The sequence below is a fragment of the Pseudarthrobacter defluvii genome (assembly GCF_030323865.1).
Taxonomy (GTDB): Bacteria; Actinomycetota; Actinomycetes; order Actinomycetales; family Micrococcaceae; genus Arthrobacter; species Arthrobacter sedimenti.
On the sequence record NZ_CP066362.1, the window covers coordinates 410,554 to 429,127 of the forward strand.

The 18,574-nt window shown below is 67.7% G+C and carries 18 protein-coding genes; 14 read left to right on the forward strand and 4 right to left on the reverse strand.

The window, feature by feature from the left end; translation table 11 throughout:
* Positions 1-34: 34 nt before the first annotated feature.
* Complete coding sequence (locus JCQ34_RS02005) at positions 35-1,075, reverse strand: NAD-dependent epimerase/dehydratase family protein (protein ID WP_286401300.1); 1,041 nt, start codon at positions 1,073-1,075, stop codon at positions 35-37.
* 148 nt (positions 1,076-1,223) lie between these two features.
* Between JCQ34_RS02005 and JCQ34_RS02010 the strand changes: the two genes are divergently transcribed.
* From JCQ34_RS02010 to JCQ34_RS02060, 11 genes are all read left to right on the forward strand, one after another.
* Positions 1,224-2,183, forward strand: coding sequence for a sigma-70 family RNA polymerase sigma factor (locus JCQ34_RS02010; protein WP_286401301.1), 960 nt, complete (start codon positions 1,224-1,226; stop codon positions 2,181-2,183).
* A 314-nt stretch (positions 2,184-2,497) separates the two neighbouring features.
* Complete coding sequence (locus JCQ34_RS02015; protein ID WP_286401302.1) at positions 2,498-3,034, forward strand: D-glycero-alpha-D-manno-heptose-1,7-bisphosphate 7-phosphatase; 537 nt, start codon at positions 2,498-2,500, stop codon at positions 3,032-3,034.
* Positions 3,034-4,122 carry a glycosyltransferase family 9 protein gene (locus tag JCQ34_RS02020; protein ID WP_286401303.1) on the forward strand — a complete coding sequence of 363 codons (1,089 nt, stop codon included), beginning with the start codon at positions 3,034-3,036 and terminating at the stop codon, positions 4,120-4,122. The genes JCQ34_RS02015 and JCQ34_RS02020 overlap by 1 nt, the downstream gene beginning before the upstream one ends.
* Positions 4,119-5,153, forward strand: coding sequence for a glycosyltransferase (locus tag JCQ34_RS02025; protein ID WP_286401304.1), 1,035 nt, complete (start codon positions 4,119-4,121; stop codon positions 5,151-5,153). The genes JCQ34_RS02020 and JCQ34_RS02025 overlap by 4 nt, the downstream gene beginning before the upstream one ends.
* Positions 5,150-6,427 carry a glycosyltransferase gene (locus JCQ34_RS02030; protein ID WP_286401305.1) on the forward strand — a complete coding sequence of 426 codons (1,278 nt, stop codon included), beginning with the start codon at positions 5,150-5,152 and terminating at the stop codon, positions 6,425-6,427. The genes JCQ34_RS02025 and JCQ34_RS02030 overlap by 4 nt, the downstream gene beginning before the upstream one ends.
* A gap of 56 nt (positions 6,428-6,483) precedes the next feature.
* Entirely contained in the window at positions 6,484-7,149 is a 666-nt protein-coding gene (locus tag JCQ34_RS02035; protein WP_286404248.1) for a D-sedoheptulose-7-phosphate isomerase, read from the forward strand.
* A complete protein-coding gene (locus tag JCQ34_RS02040; protein WP_286401307.1) occupies positions 7,146-8,552 on the forward strand; it encodes a PfkB family carbohydrate kinase in 1,407 nt (468 codons plus the stop codon). Before JCQ34_RS02035 ends, JCQ34_RS02040 begins: the two co-directional genes overlap by 4 nt.
* Positions 8,553-8,597: 45 nt before the next feature.
* The gene (locus JCQ34_RS02045) at positions 8,598-9,314 is read left to right on the forward strand and encodes an SDR family oxidoreductase (protein WP_286401309.1); all 717 of its coding nucleotides are present in this window, start codon (positions 8,598-8,600) and stop codon (positions 9,312-9,314) included.
* Positions 9,315-9,418: 104 nt separating this feature from the next.
* Positions 9,419-10,858 (forward strand): aldehyde dehydrogenase family protein, encoded by a 1,440-nt coding sequence (locus tag JCQ34_RS02050; RefSeq protein WP_286401311.1) that lies wholly within the window; start codon positions 9,419-9,421, stop codon positions 10,856-10,858.
* Positions 10,855-12,390 carry a D-glycero-beta-D-manno-heptose 1-phosphate adenylyltransferase gene (gene rfaE2 / locus JCQ34_RS02055; RefSeq protein ID WP_286401313.1) on the forward strand — a complete coding sequence of 512 codons (1,536 nt, stop codon included), beginning with the start codon at positions 10,855-10,857 and terminating at the stop codon, positions 12,388-12,390. The genes JCQ34_RS02050 and rfaE2 overlap by 4 nt, the downstream gene beginning before the upstream one ends.
* Positions 12,391-12,422: 32 nt before the next feature.
* Positions 12,423-13,385, forward strand: a complete 963-nt coding sequence (locus JCQ34_RS02060; protein ID WP_286401314.1) for a spermidine synthase — start codon at positions 12,423-12,425, stop codon at positions 13,383-13,385.
* Between the two features lie 46 nt (positions 13,386-13,431).
* Here the strand turns inward: JCQ34_RS02060 and JCQ34_RS02065 are convergent, their stop codons facing one another.
* On the reverse strand, positions 13,432-14,349 hold the full coding sequence (locus JCQ34_RS02065; RefSeq protein ID WP_286401316.1) for a LysR family transcriptional regulator: 918 nt from the start codon (positions 14,347-14,349) through the stop codon (positions 13,432-13,434).
* A 127-nt stretch (positions 14,350-14,476) separates the two neighbouring features.
* On the opposite strand from JCQ34_RS02065, the gene JCQ34_RS02070 reads away from it, so the two are divergent.
* Positions 14,477-15,856 carry an MFS transporter gene (locus JCQ34_RS02070; protein ID WP_286401318.1) on the forward strand — a complete coding sequence of 460 codons (1,380 nt, stop codon included), beginning with the start codon at positions 14,477-14,479 and terminating at the stop codon, positions 15,854-15,856.
* 90 nt (positions 15,857-15,946) lie between these two features.
* Positions 15,947-16,696, forward strand: coding sequence for a 3-hydroxybutyrate dehydrogenase (locus JCQ34_RS02075; RefSeq protein ID WP_350310803.1), 750 nt, complete (start codon positions 15,947-15,949; stop codon positions 16,694-16,696).
* A gap of 4 nt (positions 16,697-16,700) precedes the next feature.
* On the opposite strand, the gene JCQ34_RS02080 is transcribed toward JCQ34_RS02075, so the two are convergent.
* Complete coding sequence (locus JCQ34_RS02080) at positions 16,701-16,964, reverse strand: hypothetical protein (RefSeq protein WP_286401323.1); 264 nt, start codon at positions 16,962-16,964, stop codon at positions 16,701-16,703.
* 166 nt (positions 16,965-17,130) lie between these two features.
* Complete coding sequence (locus JCQ34_RS02085; protein WP_286401324.1) at positions 17,131-17,505, reverse strand: winged helix-turn-helix transcriptional regulator; 375 nt, start codon at positions 17,503-17,505, stop codon at positions 17,131-17,133.
* Positions 17,506-17,623: 118 nt separating this feature from the next.
* Between JCQ34_RS02085 and JCQ34_RS02090 the strand changes: the two genes are divergently transcribed.
* Positions 17,624-18,487 carry an SDR family oxidoreductase gene (locus JCQ34_RS02090; RefSeq protein ID WP_286401326.1) on the forward strand — a complete coding sequence of 288 codons (864 nt, stop codon included), beginning with the start codon at positions 17,624-17,626 and terminating at the stop codon, positions 18,485-18,487.
* The last annotated feature ends 87 nt before the right edge of the window (positions 18,488-18,574 follow it).

Sequence of the window (18,574 nt, forward strand, 5' to 3'; positions counted from 1 at the left end):
CGGGAATCAACCGCGGGATAGCTGCCGCAGAAGGTTAGGGTTTGCGCGGCTTGAGGGCGGGGGAAGGGGCTGCCCCTTCCCCCGTCCCCATGCCCTGGAGGAGTTCCTTGACGGCGTCAATGGAGGATACCTTTGGTTCCCACCCAAGGATCCGCCGGGCCCGGCTGGTGTCCATGATGGGCGCACCGGCGGCCATCTCCACCCAGCCGGAATCGGTGGGCTGGATCCTTGCCCGCCACGTCAGGTCGACTACGGCGTGGAGCAGCCGCATGGGGACGGGCAGTATTCTCTTGGCGCCGAGGATGCGGGCCAGTTCCCGGGGGTTCAGGACGGGCTCTGCGGCAATGTTGAAGGCGCCGCTGGCCCGCTGGTCCACCGCGCGCCAGTAGGCCTCCGCGACGTCGTCCGCATGGACTGCCTGGAAAACCAGGTTGTCCGGAGCCGGCAGCAGTGGAAGCCATGGTTTCCGCGGGACGAGCCGCGGAAAGACGTGTCCCAGGAAGTACCTGCCGATCTCACTTCCCGCCCGGCCCTGGAAGATGAGCCCCGGCCGGAGCCTGGCCACCGAAATGTCCGGGTGGGCGGCAGCGAACTCATCCAGCAGTCTTTCCTGCTCGGCTTTGTGCCGGCTGTAATGGGACCCGGCCATTCCGGTTGCCGGCCAGGTCTCGTCCCTGCGCGGATCCTTGCCGGCCTTGCTGTAGGCGCCCACGGAGGACGCGCAGACAACCTGTTTCACGCCCGCCCTGGCAGCAGCTTCCAGCAGGTTCTTCGTGCCGGTGACATTGGTCCTGTGCAGGAGGTCCAAATTGTGGTTTGGCTGAATTTGCCACGCCAGATGGACCACCGCATCGACGCCCAGGAGGGCATTCTCCAACTTCGGCCTGTCCTGCTCCAGGCCCACGTCCAGCGTGTGCCACTGCACGCCCACGTAGGGCTCTTGGGAAGTGTCGGGCAGCCTGCGGCTGATGCCCACAAGCTGCAGGCTGCCGGGCTTCCGGGCAAGCTGGCCCTGCAGGTTGCGCAGCAGGGCTGTTCCGGCATTTCCGCTGGCTCCGGTGATGGCGATGCGCATGGCAAAAACTCCTTGGCGGGTTGGTCCGGTCGCCGCTTACATCCCGAGCCTACAGCGGAGAAGGATTGTTTTATAAGCAACCTTATGATTTGCTGCTTCTAAGTCTTGCCGCAGGCTTTCGGAACCAGACCGAGGGAAACCAACACTCATGCCCGAATCCTTTGCCGCATTTGCCGTGGACGCTGCGCCTGTCCACCATCAACAGCCGGAACCGGCTCCACAACAAAGTCCCCCCGCCACCTCAGGACGGCTGCGGGAGACGTTCGAAAACGACCTGGTCCTGCGCTACCTGGACCTCGCCGAAGCCCTTGCCGCGAGGTTTGAGGCCCGAGGGAGGGAACGCGCTGACCTGAACCAAGTGGCCTACCTGGGCCTGGTGAAAGCGGCACGCGGATTCGACCAGGCGAAGGGTGAAAGCTTTCCCGCCTATGCCGCCCCCACCATCACCGGGGAACTCAAGAGGTACCTCCGCGACCGCACGTGGGTTGTCCGCCCTCCGCGTCACATCCAGGACCTGAGGACCCGGCTGTTCCGGGCAGAGCCTGAGCTGACCCAGTCATTGGGCCGGAGCCCAAGCGTTGCTGAGCTGGCCGGTGAACTGGGAGCTGACCCGGCTGATGTGCAGGAGGCCATTTCGGCATCGAGCAGCATGCACCCGGATTCCCTCGACGCAGTAAACCCCAACTCGGACGCACCCTCCATCGGCGAAGTGCTGGCATGCCCGGAAACCCCGCTCGAGCGGCTTGAGGAACTCGCCTGCCTCCGGGACGCCATGCAGGACCTGGACGACTCGGACCGCGAGCTTTTGTACCGCCGCTACTTCTGCGAGGAAACACAGGTGCAGCTGGGAAAGCGGTTGGGCATGTCCCAAATGCAGGTGTCGCGCCGCCTGGCCAAGGTGCTGGTGGAACTGCAGCGGCGCCTGGAGGCAAGCGCCCAGTTCTCCCGGCCTGAGGATGCGGTTGGCACCGGAACCTCAACGCACGCCGGGCACGCTGACCGTATGGGCAGCCCGGTTGCGCAGTTCCGCCAGACCAGGAGCGCCGGGCACCAGGGCATGGCCCGCACCGGAGCCGGCCGCCGAATTGGCGGCACCCGGACCAGGTAGCAGCAGTCCAGGTAGCAGTAGTCCCTTCAGGACGCCCCCGGCAGTTTCCGCGACGGCGCAGCCGCTGATGACGGCGCAGTCCCTGACCACGCTGCCATCTCTTGCCACGGTGCAGCTAATTTCCGACGGCGGCACACGGCTTCAAAGGCGCCGGCACGGGCGTGCGTGGAGAGGCTGGAAAGAGCCCTGGAAGGAGCAGCCGCGGCAACCCGCTCCCTATCTTGCCTGTTCAAACCGATGTCAGAACCAGCTTCCACAGCCGAAAAAGCCTAGGGCGCTGTTTAGGAGCAGCAGCAGGAGGGAACAGGTTGGTTATGGGAAGCTCTGAAACCTCCAAGCTCCGGGCTGTCCTGTTCGACCGGGACGGGACCCTGGTGGTCGATGTGCCTTACAACGGGGACCCCGGCAAAGTACGGCCCGTGGCCGGCGCCAAAGCCGTGCTGGACAGCCTGCGGGCAGACGGCATCGCCACCGGCGTGATCAGCAACCAGTCGGGCATTGCCCGCGGACTGATCACGGCCGAAGACGTGGCAAAAGTCAATGCCCGCGTGGAAGAACTGCTGGGACCGTTCGACGTGTGGGAAGTTTGCCCCCATGCCGAGCAGGATGGCTGCGACTGCCGCAAACCTGCTCCCGGGATGGTGCACAGCGCCTGCCGCAAACTCGGGATCCTGGAATCCGAAGCCGCCCTGATCGGGGACATCGGTGCCGACGTGGGCGCTGCCGAAGCGGCCGGAGCCACCGGAGTCCTGGTTCCCACCCCCGTGACGCGCGCCGAAGAGGTAGTCGCTGCGCGGCTTGTAGCCCCGGATCTTGCGTCCGCCGTCGGACTGCTGCAGGGGACCGCCTGATGGGGCGCGTCCTGGTGGCCCGGCTGGACAGCATGGGCGATGTCTTGCTGGCCGGCCCCGCCGTCCGGGCAGTGGCCAACGGGCGGGCACAGTACGGCGGCAGCACCAACCACGTGGTGATGCTGTGCGGCCGGCAGGGTGAAGCTGCTGCCGCGATGCTGCCGGGGGTGGCAGAGGTTTACAGCTGGGACAGCCCCTGGATCATGAACCCGGCGCCCAGGATGACAGGCCCGCATGCCGACCGGCTGATCGAATTCGTCCGCAATTCCCGGATCACCGAAGCCGTCATCCTTACCTCCTTCCACCAGTCACCGCTGCCGCTGGCGCTGCTGCTGCGGCTGGCCGGCGTGGAGCGCATCACGGGGGCCTCAACCGACTACGCAGGCTCACTCCTGGACATTCGCCTCAAGCCCGGCGAGGACTTCCCCGAAGACCAGCCGGAGGCGGAACGCGCGCTGGGCATTGCCGAGGCCGCAGGTTTCCGGCTTCCGGCCGGCGACGACGGGAAACTCCATGTCGGCTCCATCCCCGACGTAACCGGCCTGGTAGGCGACGAACCCTATGTCGTGGTCCACCCCGGAGCGGCCGTCCCCGCAAGGGCCTGGCCCCCGCTGCACCATGCCGCCGCCGTCGAACTCCTCCAGGGCGCCGGGTACCGCGTGGTGGTAACCGGCGGTCCGGCGGAAAAGTCGCTGACCGCCACGGTGGCTGGCCCTTCTGCCCTGGACCTGGGCGGACGCACTGATCTTTCCACCATGGCGGGCGTCATGGCCGGCGCCGATGCCGTGGTCAGCGGCAATACCGGCCCGGCCCATTTGGCGGCCGCGGTGGGTACACCCGTCGCGTGCCTGTTTTCCCCCGTGGTCCCGGCCATCCGCTGGGCGCCGTATGGCGTGCCCTTGGAACTCCTCGGGGACCAGAATGCCCCCTGCCGCATGTCCCGCGCCCGGGTTTGCCCGGTCCCCGGCCACCCCTGCCTCGACTCGGTTTCGCCCGAAGAAGTGGTGGCGGCGGTGGAACGCCTGATCAGCGGGGTGAGTTCCTTCAGCACCCACGTGAGTACCCGTAGAAAGGCCCGCAACAGATGAGAATCCTGCTCTGGCATGTCCACGGTTCCTGGACGGACGCGTTTGTCCGCGGCCGTCATGAGTACCTGCTTCCCGTCCTACCCGGAGGTGGGGCCTGGGGACTGGGCCGCGCCGGCAGGGACTGGCCGGAATTCGTGCGGGAGGTGGACCTGGCGACGCTCGACGCCGACTCCGTGGACGCCGTCGTCCTCCAACGGCCCGAAGAGATCGACGAAGTGGTCCGCGCTTTGGGACGCATGCCCGGCGTCGACCTTCCGGCGGTATTCGTGGAACACAACACGCCCAAGGGCAACTTCCCGAACATCAGCCACCCGCTCGCTGACCAAAAGAGCATCCCCCTTGTGCACGTCACCCACTTCAACCGGCTGGCCTGGGACAACGGCTCCGCTCCCACCACCGTGATCGAGCACGGCATCCCCGACCCCGGGCAGCTCTACACCGGCGAACTGCCCGAACTGGGCGTCGTGATCAACGAGCCCGTCCGCCGCGGCCGCGTCACCGGAACTGACCTGCTGCCGGGCTTCGCTTCTGTGGCACCGCTGCAGGTGTTCGGCATGAAGACGGACGGCCTCGCGGAAGCCACCGGAATCGAAGCATCACGGCTGACGGCCCGGGGAGACCTGAAAACCCTTGACCTGCACCGGGAACTGGCCCGCTGCCGGGTCTACGTCCACCCGATGCGCTGGACCTCGCTGGGCCTGTCTCTCCTGGAAGCCATGCATCTGGGCATGCCGGTGGTGGTGCTCGCAGCCACGGAGGCGCCGCGGGCAGTGCCGCAGGAAGCCGGCATCGTTTCCGCGGACGTCGACGAACTGCTCCGTTGCGCGGCGCGGCTGGTTGCCAATCCGGATGAGGCCCGACGGCGGGGACTTGCCGCCCGTGAGGCGGCGCTGGAGCGTTACGGCCTGGGCAAGTTCCAGGACCGCTGGGATGAGCTCCTGGCGGACCTGCGGAGCCGGCCCCGGCACTCCGACAACGAACGTCCGGACGAGCGGATCCTCGTTCCGGCGCGGGAGAGGAAGACCCCATGAAAATCGCAATGATTTCCGAGCACGCCAGTCCGCTGGCGGCACTGGGCGGGGTGGATGCCGGCGGGCAGAACGTGCACGTTGCCGCGCTGTCAGAAGCCCTTGCCAACCGGGGCCACCACGTCACCGTCTATACCCGCAGGGATGCAAAGGAGCTCCCCGGGAGGGTACGGGTGGGACGCCGCCTCGAGGTGGTCCACGTAGACGCCGGGCCTGCCCGGCACGTGCCCAAGGACGAACTGCTGCCCTACATGGGTGAGCTCGCCGACGGCGTGGCCAGCGACTGGGGCCAGCAGCCGCCGGACGTGGTCCACGGACACTTCTGGATGTCCGGCCTGGCCGCCCTGGACGCAGCCCGGCGGCCGGACACCGGCTACCGGGTGCCGATGCTGCAGACGTTCCACGCGCTGGGAACCGTCAAGCGCAGGCACCAGGGTGCGGAGGACACCAGCCCGGAGGCACGCCGCTGGCTGGAACCGGGCGTGGGACGCTCCGCGGACCGGATCATCGCCACCTGTTCGGACGAGGTCTTCGAGCTCAAGGCCATGGGCATCGCCACCAACAAGATCTCGATCGCACCCTGCGGTGTGGACCTTGGCTTCTTCTCCCCGGACGGTCCTGCCGCTGCCCGGAAGCGCCGCTACCGGATCCTGTCCGTGGGACGGCTGGTGCCGCGCAAGGGCGTGGACCTGGTGATCCGGGCCCTCCCGTACCTCAAGGCCGCGGGGTTCGAAGACGTTGAACTCCTGATTGTGGGCGGCGGCGGGGACTCGAACGTGATGCACGCCGACCCGGAAATCCGCCGCCTCCTGGACCTTGCCGCCGAACTCGGCGTGTCCGAACAGGTAACGCTGCAGGGCCAGGTCTCCCGGGCTGAGATGCCCGGCATCTTCCGCAGCGCCGACGCCGTGGTGTGCGCACCCTGGTACGAGCCCTTCGGCATCGTGCCGCTCGAGGCCATGGCCTGCGGCGTGCCCGTGGTGGCAGCCGCCGTGGGCGGGCTCCGCGACACGGTGGTGGACCACGCCACCGGCCTGCACGTGCCGCCCAAGGACCCTGAGGCCATCGCGTCGGCCCTGTCGCTGCTGCTGGAAAACCCAACCCTCAGGACCAAGCTCGGCCAGGCCGGCGAGCGGCGTGCCCGCACCCGTTACTCGTGGGACCGGGTGGCAGCGGAAACCGAAAAGGCCTACCAGCTGGCCGTGGCCGGCGTCCAGAAAAGCGCCCAGCCGGGCGCTCCGGCCGGCATCGTACCGATGGAAGGAGCCGCACTGTGACTGCCGAATCATCCCTGCGTGAATCAAGCCTGCGCGAAGCAGACCTCCGCACACTGATGGTGCCGCCGGCGCTGCCTGCGGTGCTCCCGGGAGCCACGTTCGTGGACCCCGCCAGTGCGGACGCCGTCCGCACGCACCTGGACAACGTGCTTCCGGCGCTGGACTCGCTGCGCAGCCAGTCCGGCCGGCTTGCAGCCTGGGGTGTGGAGCTGGCCCAGCGCCTCCTTCGCGGCCAACGGCTCCTGGCGGCCGGAAACGGCGGATCGGCCGCGGAGGCGCAGCACCTGACCGCCGAATTGGTGGGCCGGTTCGACTCCGAGCGGGTGCCCTTCTCCGCCATCTCCCTGCATGCCGAGTCGTCCGCCGTCACCGCGATCGCCAACGACTACGGGTACGACGACGTCTTTGCCCGGCAGGTGCGGGCGCACGGCCGCTCGGGCGACGTGCTGATGCTGCTGTCCACCAGCGGCAAGAGTCCCAACCTGCTGCGGGCCGCGGAAGCTGCCTCCCGCCTCAACGTGACCACCTGGGCACTCACCGGCTCCGGGCCCAATCCCTTGTCGGAAGCCTGCGACGAAGCCGTCATGGTGGACGCCCTGAACGCCAACGCCCAGGAAGGACACCTGATCGCCCTGCATGCAGTGTGCCGCGCCTTCGACCTTGAGGTGGCCCGGCACACCCCCTCCCTGGGCACCGCGGCGGCAAACGGAGGCCGGCGATGAGGATCGTCGTCGTGGGCGACGTCATGCTCGACGTCGACCTTTCCGGTGAGGCCACCCGGCTCAGCCCTGATGCCCCGGTACCCGTGGTGGACGTCTCCGGTGTCCGCCGCCGCGCCGGCGGTGCGGGCCTGGTGGCGCGCATGCTGGCCCAGGACGGCTGGCCGGTCACCCTGGTGACGGTCCTGGGGGATGACGACGCCGGCAGCCAGTTGCGTGCGCACCTCGGCGGGGTGCGGCTCGTGGCGGGCAGCAGCGGCTACCCCTCCCCGGTTAAGACCAGGGTGCGTGCTGGTTCCCATCCGGTGGTCCGTTTCGACCAGGGCTGCGAGAAAACCCCTGTTCCCGACGTCAGCCCCGCCATGCTCCGTGCCGTGGAGAAAGCCGGCGTGGTCATTGTTGCCGATTACGGCAGGGGACTGGCGGCCAACCAGCAGCTGCGGGATACGCTCGCACGGCTTGCCGGTACTGTGCCCATCATCTGGGATCCGCACCCCTCGGGGCCGGAACCCGTGCCGGGCGTCGCCGTCGTGACTCCGAACATTTCCGAAGCCACCAAGGCCGTGCAGTCCGGAGCCGGCGGCCTTCCCGACTCCGATGACCCCGCGGCAGCCGTAGCGGAGGTCCTGTTGCAGCGTTGGCGCAGCCAGGCCGTCCTGGTGACGAAGGGCGAGGAAGGGGCCCTCCTGCTGCAGCAGGGAGAGGCCGCTTCCCGCGCCGTTCCCGCGCCACGGGTGGAAGCCGGCGACCCCTGCGGTGCCGGCGACCGGTTGGCGGCCAGCCTTGCAGTGCACCTCCTGGCCGGACGCGACCTGCCGGAAGCGGCCGCGCTGGCAGTCCACGACGCCGCGGATTTCCTGGCGGCAGGGGGCGTCTCGGCATTGCCGGAGACCGATCAAGCCGATGCTGCCGCCGGCAAGCCCAGGCCCACGCCGGTCCCGGCCCGGCGAACCACCGAGCCGCTGCTGCTGGCCCGTTCGGTGCGCGAAAGCGGCGGAAAGGTGGTGGCCACGGGTGGTTGCTTCGACCTGATCCACGCCGGCCACATCCGGTCCCTTGCGGCAGCCCGCGAACTGGGGGACTGCCTCATCGTGTGCCTGAACTCCGACGACTCGGTGCGGCGGCTGAAGGGCCCGCAACGTCCCATCATCGGCCAGCACGACAGGGCGGAACTGCTCCTGGCCATGGAATGCGTGGACGCCGTGATGGTCTTCGACGAGGACACCCCCGAAGCAGCGCTGGACCGGCTCCGCCCCGATATCTGGGTCAAAGGCGGCGACTACAAAGGCGCCCGCCTCCCCGAGGCGGACCTGGTGGAAAGCTGGGGCGGACGCTGCCTCACCGTCCCTTTCCACCCCGCCCGCTCCACGACAGGCCTGGCCGACGCACTCGCCAAGGTCAGCTGATCCTGACTACTTCGCAAACTTGTTTTCCCCATTGAAAGGAACACCATGACTGCAGAACCAACTGCAACTGCCTCCACCACGCCTGGCCGCGTCCTGGTAACGGGAGGTGCCTCCGGACTGGGGGCCGCCGTCGTCGAAGCCGTCCTCCGGTCTGGCGGCACCCCGGTGGTCCTGGACCGCGACATCAGCAGCGTCTCCGGCGTGAAGGCGTTCGAAGTGGATGTGGCGGACCGCGCCGCCGTGGAGCAGGCCGTGCGTGAAGCCGCGGAGACCCTGGGCGGCCTGGACGCGGTGGTGACGGCGGCCGGGATCGACCGCTGCGGCAAGCTCGCCGACGTCGAAGCCACCGAATGGGAAAAGGTCATCGGGGTCAACCTGATGGGCACCGTTTCCACCGTGCGCGCGGCGTTGCCCTACCTCAAGGAAACCCACGGCCGGGTAGTCACCGTCGCCTCCACCCTTGGCAAGCGCGCCGTGGCCGATGCCACCGCCTACTGCGCCTCCAAGTTCGGCGTTGTGGGCTTCAGCCACGCGCTCGCTGCGGAAACCGGTGGCGAAATCGGCGTGACCACCATGATCCCCGGCGGCATGAAGACGCGCTTCTTCGATGACCGGACGGAGCAGTACAAGCCGCAGGATGATTCCCGGCTCAACGACCCCGCCAACACTGCGCAGGCCATCCTGTTCGCCCTCAACCAGCCCACCGGCTGCGAGGTCCGCGAAATGCTGATCTGCCACGAGGAAGAAGGCTCCTGGCCCTAAGCCGGAACCGGCCGCACCACCTGCTGTGGCCGCACCCAACTGGTGCGGCCACAGCAGGACCACCAGCAGCAACTCATCCAGCACCGAAAGGCGGGAGGAACACCATGCCCACCACAGCCATCGAAACAACCGCAGGCAACGAAACAGCCCAGGGCGCCGGCGTCACCATCCAGGACCCGCGCACCGGAGAGGTGCTTTGGACAGTTCCCGAAGCGGGACCGGACGCAGTAAACCATGCCGTGGGCGTGGCCCGCAGGGCTGCACCCGGCTGGGCAGCAACAGCTCCCGCCGAACGTGGCGCAGCCCTCCGCGCCGCGGCGAAGGCGCTCGAAGCAGCAGCCCAGGAGCTCGCGGGCCTGAACGCCAGCGAAACCGGACGGCCGGAAGCCGAGGCACTGGCAGGCATCGCCGCCGGCGTCTCCACCCTGGAGCAGTACGCCGAGCTGGGCCCGGTCCAGCGCGGTCACAGCCTCCGCGGCAGCCGCTCAGCCACCGACTACACCATCGCTGAACCGCGCGGAGTGGCAGTCCTGCTGACCCCGTGGAACGACCCCGTAGCCGTGGCCTGCGGACTGATCGGCGCCGCGCTGGTCACAGGCAACGCGGTGATCCACAAACCCAGTGAGCGCTGTCCGCGCCTGGGCGAGGCGCTTGGCGAGGTCTTGGCCCCGGCCTTCCCCTCCGGCGTCTTCCTGACCATTTCCGGCGGGGCCGGAGTGGGTGCCGCCCTGTCCCAGGCAGAAGTGGACGTCATTGCCCATGTTGGCTCCAGCGCATCCGGTGCCCGGATAGCCCAGGCGGGAGCCCGCACGGGTGCCCACGTCATCAGGGAAAACGGCGGCAACGACCCCCTGCTGGTGGACCGCGACGTGGACCCGGCGTGGGCTGCCGGGCAGGCGGCGATCGGCGCGTTCGCCAACAGTGGGCAGATCTGCACCTCGGTGGAACGGATCTATGTCCACCGCGATATTGCCGAGGAATTCTGCAGCGCCCTGGAGGCAGAGGCAGCGCTCCGGAACAGCAACGGCACCGTGGCGCCGCTGGTGGACCTGCGGATGCGGGACGCTGTCCATGCCCACGTTGCCGATGCCCTGGCGGAGGGCGCGCGTGCGCTTGAGGGCGGTGCCCTGCCGGAGGGGCCGGGCTCGTTCTACCCCGCCACCGTCTTGCTCGACTGCACCGACGACATGGCGGTCATGACGGAAGAAACCTTCGGCCCGGTTGCCCCGGTGCAGGTGGTGGACACGTTCGACGACGGCCTGCGCCTGGCCTGCAGCGGCAAGTACGGCCTGGCCGCCACTGTCCTGAGCGGCAACATCGCACACATCCAGCAGGCAGTGGCCGCGCTGCCCGTGGGAACCGTGAAGGTCAACGCAGTGTTCGGCGGCGCACCCGGAGGCGCTGCCCAGCCCCGCGGAGAGAGCGGTGCCGGGTTCGGCTACGGGCCCGAACTGCTGGACGAGTTCACCCAGGTCAAGGTGGTGCACATCGAAGCTCCGCCGGCACCTGCAGGCTCCGTCCCCGAGGAACAGGACCTGCCATGAGCACCTCCCCGGAACACGCCGATCTCTCCACCCAGCGGGCGCTGTCCGACTGGCTGCCCGGCCGGCTGGCCGCGGAGCAGCCTTCGATCCTGGTGATCGGTGACGTCATGTTGGACGGCTGGTGGAGCGGCAGCATTGACCGGCTGTGCCGGGAAGCCCCGGCGCCGGTGGTGGACATTCAGACCCGCGAATCGGTTCCGGGCGGGGCGGCCAACACCGCCATGAATCTGGCCGCCCTCGGAGCGAAGGTGTCGGTGGCAGGCATCGTCGGCGCCGACGACGCCGGTGAGGACCTGCGCGGGCAGCTTGCGGCCGCAGGCATCGATGTCCAGCACCTGCTCACACACCCGGACATGGTTACCACCACCAAGATCCGGATCAGCAGCGGGGGCCAGGTGATGCTGCGCCTCGACGACTCAGCCAAAGCTGTCCCTGCCGAAGCACTCGCCGCGCTCACCGCGTCGGTGCGTGCCGCCGTCGATCGCCAGGATGCTGTGCTGGTGTGCGACTACGGAACCGGCGTGGTGGCGGACCCTGTCCGCTCGGCTCTTGCCGATGTCCTGGGCAGCGGGAATGCCGGAACCGACCGTCCGCTCGTGGTGGTTGACGCGCACGACCCCCGCCCGTGGGCTGCCCTGGAGCCTGACCTAGTGACCCCGAATGCGCAGGAGACCGCGCAGCTGCTGGACCGGAAACTGCCGGAAGGCCAGGAACGGGTGGACGCGGTGGGCGCCGAAGCCGCCGCGTTGCTGCGGGGAACCGGTGCGCGCGCCGTGGTGGTCACCCTGGACCGGGACGGCACCGTGCTGTTGACTTCCGACGGCGTGCGGCACCGCACGTGGGCGCGGCCGGCAGCCGAGAAACAGGCCTCCGGGGCGGGCGATACCTTTGTGGCGGCCCTGACGTTGGCCCGGGCAGCCGGGCTTCCGCTGACCGCCAGCCTGGACCTGGCCCAGTCGGCCGCCGATGTGGTGGTGCACCAGCCCGGCACCTCCGTGTGCAGCACCGCCCAGCTCAGCCGGTACCTGGAGGCCTTCGCGGACACGGCGCTGAGCGCGGATGAGCTGGAGCGGCAAATGGAGCTGCACCGGGCCCAGGGCCAGCGGATCGTGCTGACCAACGGCTGCTTCGACGTGCTGCACAGCGGCCATACCCGCTACCTGAACCAGGCCAAACAACTGGGTGATGTCCTGGTGGTGGCCCTGAACAGCGACGACTCCGTGCGCCGGCTCAAGGGTGCCGGCCGGCCCATCAACAACGGGGTGGACCGGGCAGCAGTGGTGGCGGCCCTCAGCTGCGTGGACTACGTGACGGTATTCGACACCCCCACGGCCACGCCGCTGATCCGCAGGCTCCGGCCCGAGGTGTACGCCAAGGGCGGGGACTACACCCCCGAAATGTTGGAGGAGACCCCGGCCGTGGAGGAGTACGGCGGCCGCGTGGCCATCCTGGACTACGTGGCAGAGCGGTCCACCACGGCTGTGGTGAACCGGATCCGGGACGGCAAGGGGGCAGCCAGCCCGGTCAACTAGGGTTGAGGGATGACTGAAGCGGGGCACGGGTAATGGGCAAACGCGGAAAGTCAGGCGGCCGGGCCCGGTCCGCGCCGGGTGTGGTGGAGGTGCCCAAGGGCGTTGCCCCCGCCGGCCCGGTGGAGGGTGTGTACTACATCGACACCGGTGACTGCGAGCTGGTCGCGGACCAGGACAACTCCACCGGCTGGCTCCTGAAGATCAACGGCGTCATGAGCTCCCACATCGACCTGGCCGATCCGCTGTTCCTGGACTTCGAGTACATGCGGTGGATGGCGGCGCTCATCGAGTCCCGCTGGCCGCCGTCGTCGTCTGCTGGTTCCCCGGCCGGGGGTGGCCACAAACTCCGTGGGCTGCACCTGGGCGGCGGGGCCTGCTCCATGGCGCGCTACTTCGCGGCCGTCTACCCGGACGCCCGGCAGGTGGTGGTGGAACTGGACGGGAAGCTGGCCGAGTACGTGCGCGGCTGGTTCGACCTTCCCAAGGCGCCCGTGCTGCGGATCCGCGTGGGGGAGGCCCGCGCCGTAACGGAAACCCTCACTGCCCAGACCAGGGACTTCATCATCCGGGACGTCTTCGCCGGCGCCCACACCCCGCGCCCGCTGACCACGGCGGAGTTCACTGCCCACGCCAAGCGGGTCCTGGCGCCGGGCGGCCTGTACGTGGCCAATTCCGGCGATGCCCCGGACCTCAAGAACGCGCGGGAAGACGCCGCCACTATCGCGGCAGCCTTCAAGCACACCGTGATCATCGCCGACCCCGCCATGCTCAAGGGCAGGCGCTACGGAAACATGGTGATGGCCGGCAGCGATGTGCCCTTCGGCCACGACCCCCAGTTGCGCCGCCGGCTCCTGGGCGGCGCCGTCCCCGCGCACCTCTGGGACGATGCGCAGGTCCGGGCGTTCGCCGCCGGAGCACCGGTCCGTCACGACCCCGCTCCCACCCCATCGATTGATCCCCACCGGCCCCCTGACCTCACAAGTTCGGCCAGGTAACCCTGCCGGCGTGGGCCCTTTTTAATTTCAGCGTCCAAAACGGCAGTTACTCAGCAGTCGATGAGGATTCCTGCTTCCCCAGGAGCGCTTCGCGGTACTCAGCCATCCGGTCCTGGAGTGCCTGCACGACGGCGGCAACCGCCGGGCGGCGCAGCGAGTCAGGGCGCAGGACCATCCAGTAGGGGAGCAGTTCGCCGATCTTGTCGGGCAGGAGCCGGACCAGGTCATCGTGGAGGTCTGCCATGAAGCACGGCAGGAACCCAACGCCGGCGCCGGCCCGGGTGGCCTCCACATGGACGAACACGTTGGTGGAGGTAAGGCCGTCCCGCATGGCGGGGACCAGTCGGCGCGGCGCGTCGAGGTCGTCCACCTGCAGCATTGAGTCCACGAAGTAGACCAGTGGGTGCTGGTTGAGTTCTCCCACTGTGGCCGGCGTTCCGTGCTCCTCGAGGTAGGTGCGCGAGGCGTACATGCCGAGCCGGTATTCGCCCAGCCGGATGGCCTCGGCACGGTGCACCTGGGGCACGCCCACCACCACCTCGATGTCCAGCCCGGACCGCTGCTGCAGGGCCCGGCGGGTCATGGTCACCACTTCCACGCTGAGGCCGGGGTGGTCCCGGCGCAGCCGCGCCACGGCCGGGGCGGCAATATAGGCGCTGAAGCCATCCGTTGCGGTCATGCGTACGACGCCGGCAATCGCGTCGTGTGCCTGGCCCGTCGGTCCCAGCGTGCCCAGCACCGCCTCCACCTGCTCCGCCGCCCGCACCGCCTGTTCGCCAAGCTCCGTCAATTCCCAGCCACCGGCTGCGCGGGACAGGACCCTGCCGCCGAGTGCCTTTTCCAGCGAGGCGATCCTGCGCGAGACCGTGGTGTGGTTCAAGCCCAGGGCCTGGGCCGCCGTCGTGAATTTTGCCGAGCGGGACACCGCAAGCAGGACCAGCAGGTCGTCGGGGTTCGCCTTCATATCTGCAATTGTGCACACACATAGTGCTGTTTTGGCCATTGAAGTGCCCTCTTTGTGCAGCAATACTCATCTGAGTCACTTGTGCTGGAGATCACAGCGCGTGTCAATGTGGACACTGAGGAGAACCATGAGCATTGAGCAAGGCCGGGCAACGGATGCCGGGCGTGCACCCAAGGAATCGGGACTGAAGAGGGTTGTTGCCGCATCGATGGTGGGCACGGTGGTGGAATGGTACGAGTTCTTCCTGTACGCCACTGCCGCCACTTTGGTGTTCGGCAAGTACTTCTTTCCCGCCACAGGGAATGACCTGGACGGAATCATCCAGGCCTTCCTGACCTATGCCGTGGGCTTCATCGCCCGCCCGCTGGGCGGCATCGTCTTCGGCCAGATTGGAGACAGGCTGGGCCGCAAGCCCACGCTGCAGCTCACCATCGTCATCATCGGCGTGTCCACGTTCCTGATGGGCTGCCTCCCCGGTTTCGCCGACATCGGATACCTGGCCCCGGCGCTGCTGGTGGCCCTGCGCTTTATCCAGGGCTTCGCGCTGGGCGGCGAATGGGGCGGAGCAGTCCTCCTCGTGGCCGAACAGAGCCCGAACAAGACCCGCGCCTTCTGGTCCAGCTGGCCGCAGGCCGCCGTCCCGGTGGGCAACCTGCTGGCCACCCTGGTGCTGTACATCATGTCCACCACCCTCAGCAGTGAGGCGTTCCTCGGCTGGGGTTGGCGCGTGGCCTTCTGGCTCTCCGCCGTAATCGTCTTCGTGGGCTACTACATCCGCACCAACGTCAGCGAGTCGCGCATCTTCCTCGAGGCGAAGGAGTTGGTCGAAAAGGAACAGGCCGTCAGCTATGGCGTCTTCGAAGTGCTCCGCAAGTACCCCAAGGGCATCTTCCAGGCCATGGGCCTGCGGTTCGCGGAAAACATCATGTACTACCTGGTAGTCAGCTTCTCGATTGTCTACCTCAAGAGCGTGCACAAGTACGACACTTCATCGCTGCTGCTGGCACTGCTGATCGCGCACATTATCCACTTCGCCATCATCCCGCAGTACGGACGCCTGGCGGACCGGATCGGCCGCAAGCCCGTCTACCTGGCCGGCGCCATCCTCGGAGCCACCTGGCCGTTCTTCGCTTTCCCCATGTTCGATACCCGCAACGCCGTGGTCATCGTTCTGGCCGTGACCATCGGCCTCATCCTGCATGGCCTCATGTACGCCGGGCAACCGGCCATCATGGCCGAAATGTTCCCCACCCGCATGCGGTATTCCGGTGCATCCCTGGGCTCGCAGGTAACGTCCATCTTCGCCGGTTCACTGGCGCCGTTGCTGGCCACCCAGTGGCTCAAGGACACCGGGTCCTGGCTGCCAACCGCCATCTACCTGGTGGTCGCCTGTGTCATCACCGCCGTGGCCGTGTTGAGCCTGAAGGAGACCAAGGGCGTTGCGCTGGAGGACGTCGACAAGGAAGATGCTGCCCGCGAGGGGCTGCTGACCGCCGGACGCCGCTGAGCCGGCTGCCGGGCTTCAGTTATCCGGGCTGGGCCTCCCACCCCGGATAACTGAAGCGTTTTAATCGTGGGTGTACAAAGGAGAACTGGAATGGACAACACGTTGAATGGACGCAAGGCGCTGGTCACCGGCGGTGCCAGTGGAATCGGCGCGGCCTGCGTGCGCGCACTCTCCGCGCGCGGCGCGAAAGTGGTGGTGGCCGACGTCGATGCCGCTGCTGCCGAGGCCCTCGCCGATGAGGTGGGCGGCAGCGCATGGGGCATTGACCTGCTGAACGTAGACGCCCTGGCCAGCCTGAGCCTGGATTGCGACATCCTGGTCAACAACGCAGGAATCCAGCGCATTAGCCCCATCGAGGATTTCGACCCCGCGGACTTCCGCCGGATCATCACTTTGATGCTGGAGGCGCCGTTCCTGCTGATCCGCGCCGCATTGCCGCACATGTACGCCAACAAGTTCGGCCGCATCATCAACGTCTCCTCGGTGCACGGTCTTCGGGCCTCCCCGTTCAAGAGCGCCTATGTCTCTGCCAAGCACGGCCTGGAGGGGCTGAGCAAGGTGACGGCGCTGGAGGGCGGACCGCACGGTGTCACCTCCAACTGCATCAACCCCGGCTACGTGCGCACGCCGCTGGTAGAGAAGCAGCTCGCGGACCAGGCCCAGGTGCACGGCATCCCCGAATCCGAGGTGCTGTCCAAGGTGATGCTCACCGAAGCCGCCATCAAGCGCCTGGTGGAACCGGAAGAGGTGGCCTCCCTGGTGGCGTGGCTGGCATCGAACGACGCCGGCATGGTCACCGGCGCCAGCTACACCATGGACGGCGGCTGGTCCGCACGCTAGCACGCTAGTCCAGAGGCTTGACCAGCCGGTGGTCGAAAAAGAAGACACCGTACGGCGTCTTGACTCCCACCGACCGGCGGTCTTTCCAGACGACGACCCCTTCGCGCCTGCCGCTGAAGGGGTCGTCCCCTATCACCGTGTCCCCAATGCGGTAGGGGCACCGCGGTTCGAAGGCCGCCCAAGTCCGGCCCCAAGCGCCTGCGAGGGCAGTGCCAAGGCTGACGGGCTGGCCCATATCCGAAAGATCCTGTGCATAGTCCTTGGCCACGTGACCAACTCCTCCAAGCGGCAGCCTGCCGCCTGCTAACGGTGCTGGTTGGCGGAACGCTCCCAGCAGAGGATGGTCCTCCCATTCCGGCCGCCACCGTACTCCTACGCTAAGCATTATTCACATCAGTCACACCAGTAACAGGTACTCGAGTTGCGGAGGCCGGCTACTTGCCTGTTCCGGTCCCGTTGACGATCTCCTCTGCGTTCTCGAATGCCCACGCCACCAGCGGTACCAGGAGCGCGCTCAATTCGTAGCCCCGCTCGGTGAGGCTGTAGTCCACCCGCGGTGGAATGACCGGCTGCGCGTTCCTGCTCACCAGGCCGTCACGCTCCAATGTCTTCAACGTTTGTGCCAACATTTTTTCGCTGATGCCCTCGGCCCGACGCCGCAGGTCGCTCCACCGCTGTTCACCCTCGGACAGCGCGAGCAGGATCAGGACGCCCCATTTGCTGGTGATGTGGTCCAGTACGACGCGGCTGGGGCACCCTGCCGGGAACACGCCGTCGCTAAAGGCCAAGGGTAGGGGAGCTGCTTCCATGCAGCCAGCTTACCTAAAGGTCAGTACCTTACTTTAAAGTGCGTACTCCCTTTGGGGAAGTTCTTTCTGCGGGCGGTGGTTGTGCCCTTCGGCAGAGCAAATACCGAAAGGAATCATCGTGAGCATTGTTGTTACCGGCGCCACTGGACAGTTGGGCCGCCACGTTCTGGAAGCCCTCCTGGAGCGGGGCGTACCCGCGGAGGAGATCGTCGCGGCCGGCCGTTCGGTGGGCAAGCTCTCGGACTTCGCCGAGCGCGGGGTGCAGGTGAAGCCTATGGACTACGCTGACGCCGACTCAGTGGCAGCCACCCTCAAGGGCGCCGAACGGGTACTGCTCATCTCCGGCAGCGAAGTGGGACAGCGGGTCCAGCAGCACCGGACCGTCATTGAAGCCGCCAAGGCGGAGGGCGTGGAGCTGCTGGCCTACACCAGCATCGCCAACGCGGACACCACGGCCATGAAGCTGGCCGATGAGCACAAGGCAACCGAGGCGCTGCTGCGTGAATCCGGGGTGCCCTTCGTGCTGCTGCGCAACGGCTGGTACCTGGAGAACTACACGGAGCAGCTGCCCGGAACCCTTGCCCAGGGAGCGCTCGCGGGCAGTGCCGGCGAGGGCAAGGTCAGCGGGGCTGCCAGGGTGGACTATGCCCACGCAGCCGCCGCAGTCCTGGTGGCCGACGCCCAGGCCGGCAAGGTTTACGAACTGGGCGGCGATGACGCTTTCAGCATGGCGGACCTGGCTGCGGAGATCAGCGCCGCAACCGGAAAGGCCATTAAGTACAACGACCTGCCCGCGGAGGAATACGTTGGCGTGCTCACTGGTGTTGGCGTGCCGGAGGCTTTCGCTGAAATCCTTGCGGATTCCGACCTTGGCATTGCGCGCGGCGATCTCCTGGTCAGCACCGGCGACCTGCGCCGGCTGATCGGGCGCCCGACGACGTCGCTGGGCCAGGCGGTCAGCTCCGCCGCTGCTTCCGCCTAGGACAGAAACGGCGAGGTGCCCGGCCCCTTTGGGGGACCGGGCACCTTTCGTTTTTAAGCTGCTCGCCGGGCGTGGTTCGCTGCCGTC

Excerpts from the sequence above, each read along its gene's own strand:
- JCQ34_RS02005 (WP_286401300.1), bottom strand. The coding sequence starts at position 1,075 with ATGCGCATCGCCATCACCGGAGCCAGCGGAAATGCCGGAACAGCCCTG.
- JCQ34_RS02010 (WP_286401301.1), top strand. The coding sequence starts at position 1,224 with ATGCCCGAATCCTTTGCCGCATTTGCCGTGGACGCTGCGCCTGTCCAC.
- JCQ34_RS02015 (WP_286401302.1), top strand. The coding sequence starts at position 2,498 with ATGGGAAGCTCTGAAACCTCCAAGCTCCGGGCTGTCCTGTTCGACCGG.
- JCQ34_RS02020 (WP_286401303.1), top strand. The coding sequence starts at position 3,034 with ATGGGGCGCGTCCTGGTGGCCCGGCTGGACAGCATGGGCGATGTCTTG.
- JCQ34_RS02025 (WP_286401304.1), top strand. The coding sequence starts at position 4,119 with ATGAGAATCCTGCTCTGGCATGTCCACGGTTCCTGGACGGACGCGTTT.
- JCQ34_RS02030 (WP_286401305.1), top strand. The coding sequence starts at position 5,150 with ATGAAAATCGCAATGATTTCCGAGCACGCCAGTCCGCTGGCGGCACTG.
- JCQ34_RS02035 (WP_286404248.1), top strand. The coding sequence starts at position 6,484 with ATGGTGCCGCCGGCGCTGCCTGCGGTGCTCCCGGGAGCCACGTTCGTG.
- JCQ34_RS02040 (WP_286401307.1), top strand. The coding sequence starts at position 7,146 with ATGAGGATCGTCGTCGTGGGCGACGTCATGCTCGACGTCGACCTTTCC.
- JCQ34_RS02045 (WP_286401309.1), top strand. The coding sequence starts at position 8,598 with ATGACTGCAGAACCAACTGCAACTGCCTCCACCACGCCTGGCCGCGTC.
- JCQ34_RS02050 (WP_286401311.1), top strand. The coding sequence starts at position 9,419 with ATGCCCACCACAGCCATCGAAACAACCGCAGGCAACGAAACAGCCCAG.
- rfaE2 (WP_286401313.1), top strand. The coding sequence starts at position 10,855 with ATGAGCACCTCCCCGGAACACGCCGATCTCTCCACCCAGCGGGCGCTG.
- JCQ34_RS02060 (WP_286401314.1), top strand. The coding sequence starts at position 12,423 with ATGGGCAAACGCGGAAAGTCAGGCGGCCGGGCCCGGTCCGCGCCGGGT.
- JCQ34_RS02065 (WP_286401316.1), bottom strand. The coding sequence starts at position 14,349 with ATGAAGGCGAACCCCGACGACCTGCTGGTCCTGCTTGCGGTGTCCCGC.
- JCQ34_RS02070 (WP_286401318.1), top strand. The coding sequence starts at position 14,477 with ATGAGCATTGAGCAAGGCCGGGCAACGGATGCCGGGCGTGCACCCAAG.
- JCQ34_RS02075 (WP_350310803.1), top strand. The coding sequence starts at position 15,947 with ATGGACAACACGTTGAATGGACGCAAGGCGCTGGTCACCGGCGGTGCC.
- JCQ34_RS02085 (WP_286401324.1), bottom strand. The coding sequence starts at position 17,505 with ATGGAAGCAGCTCCCCTACCCTTGGCCTTTAGCGACGGCGTGTTCCCG.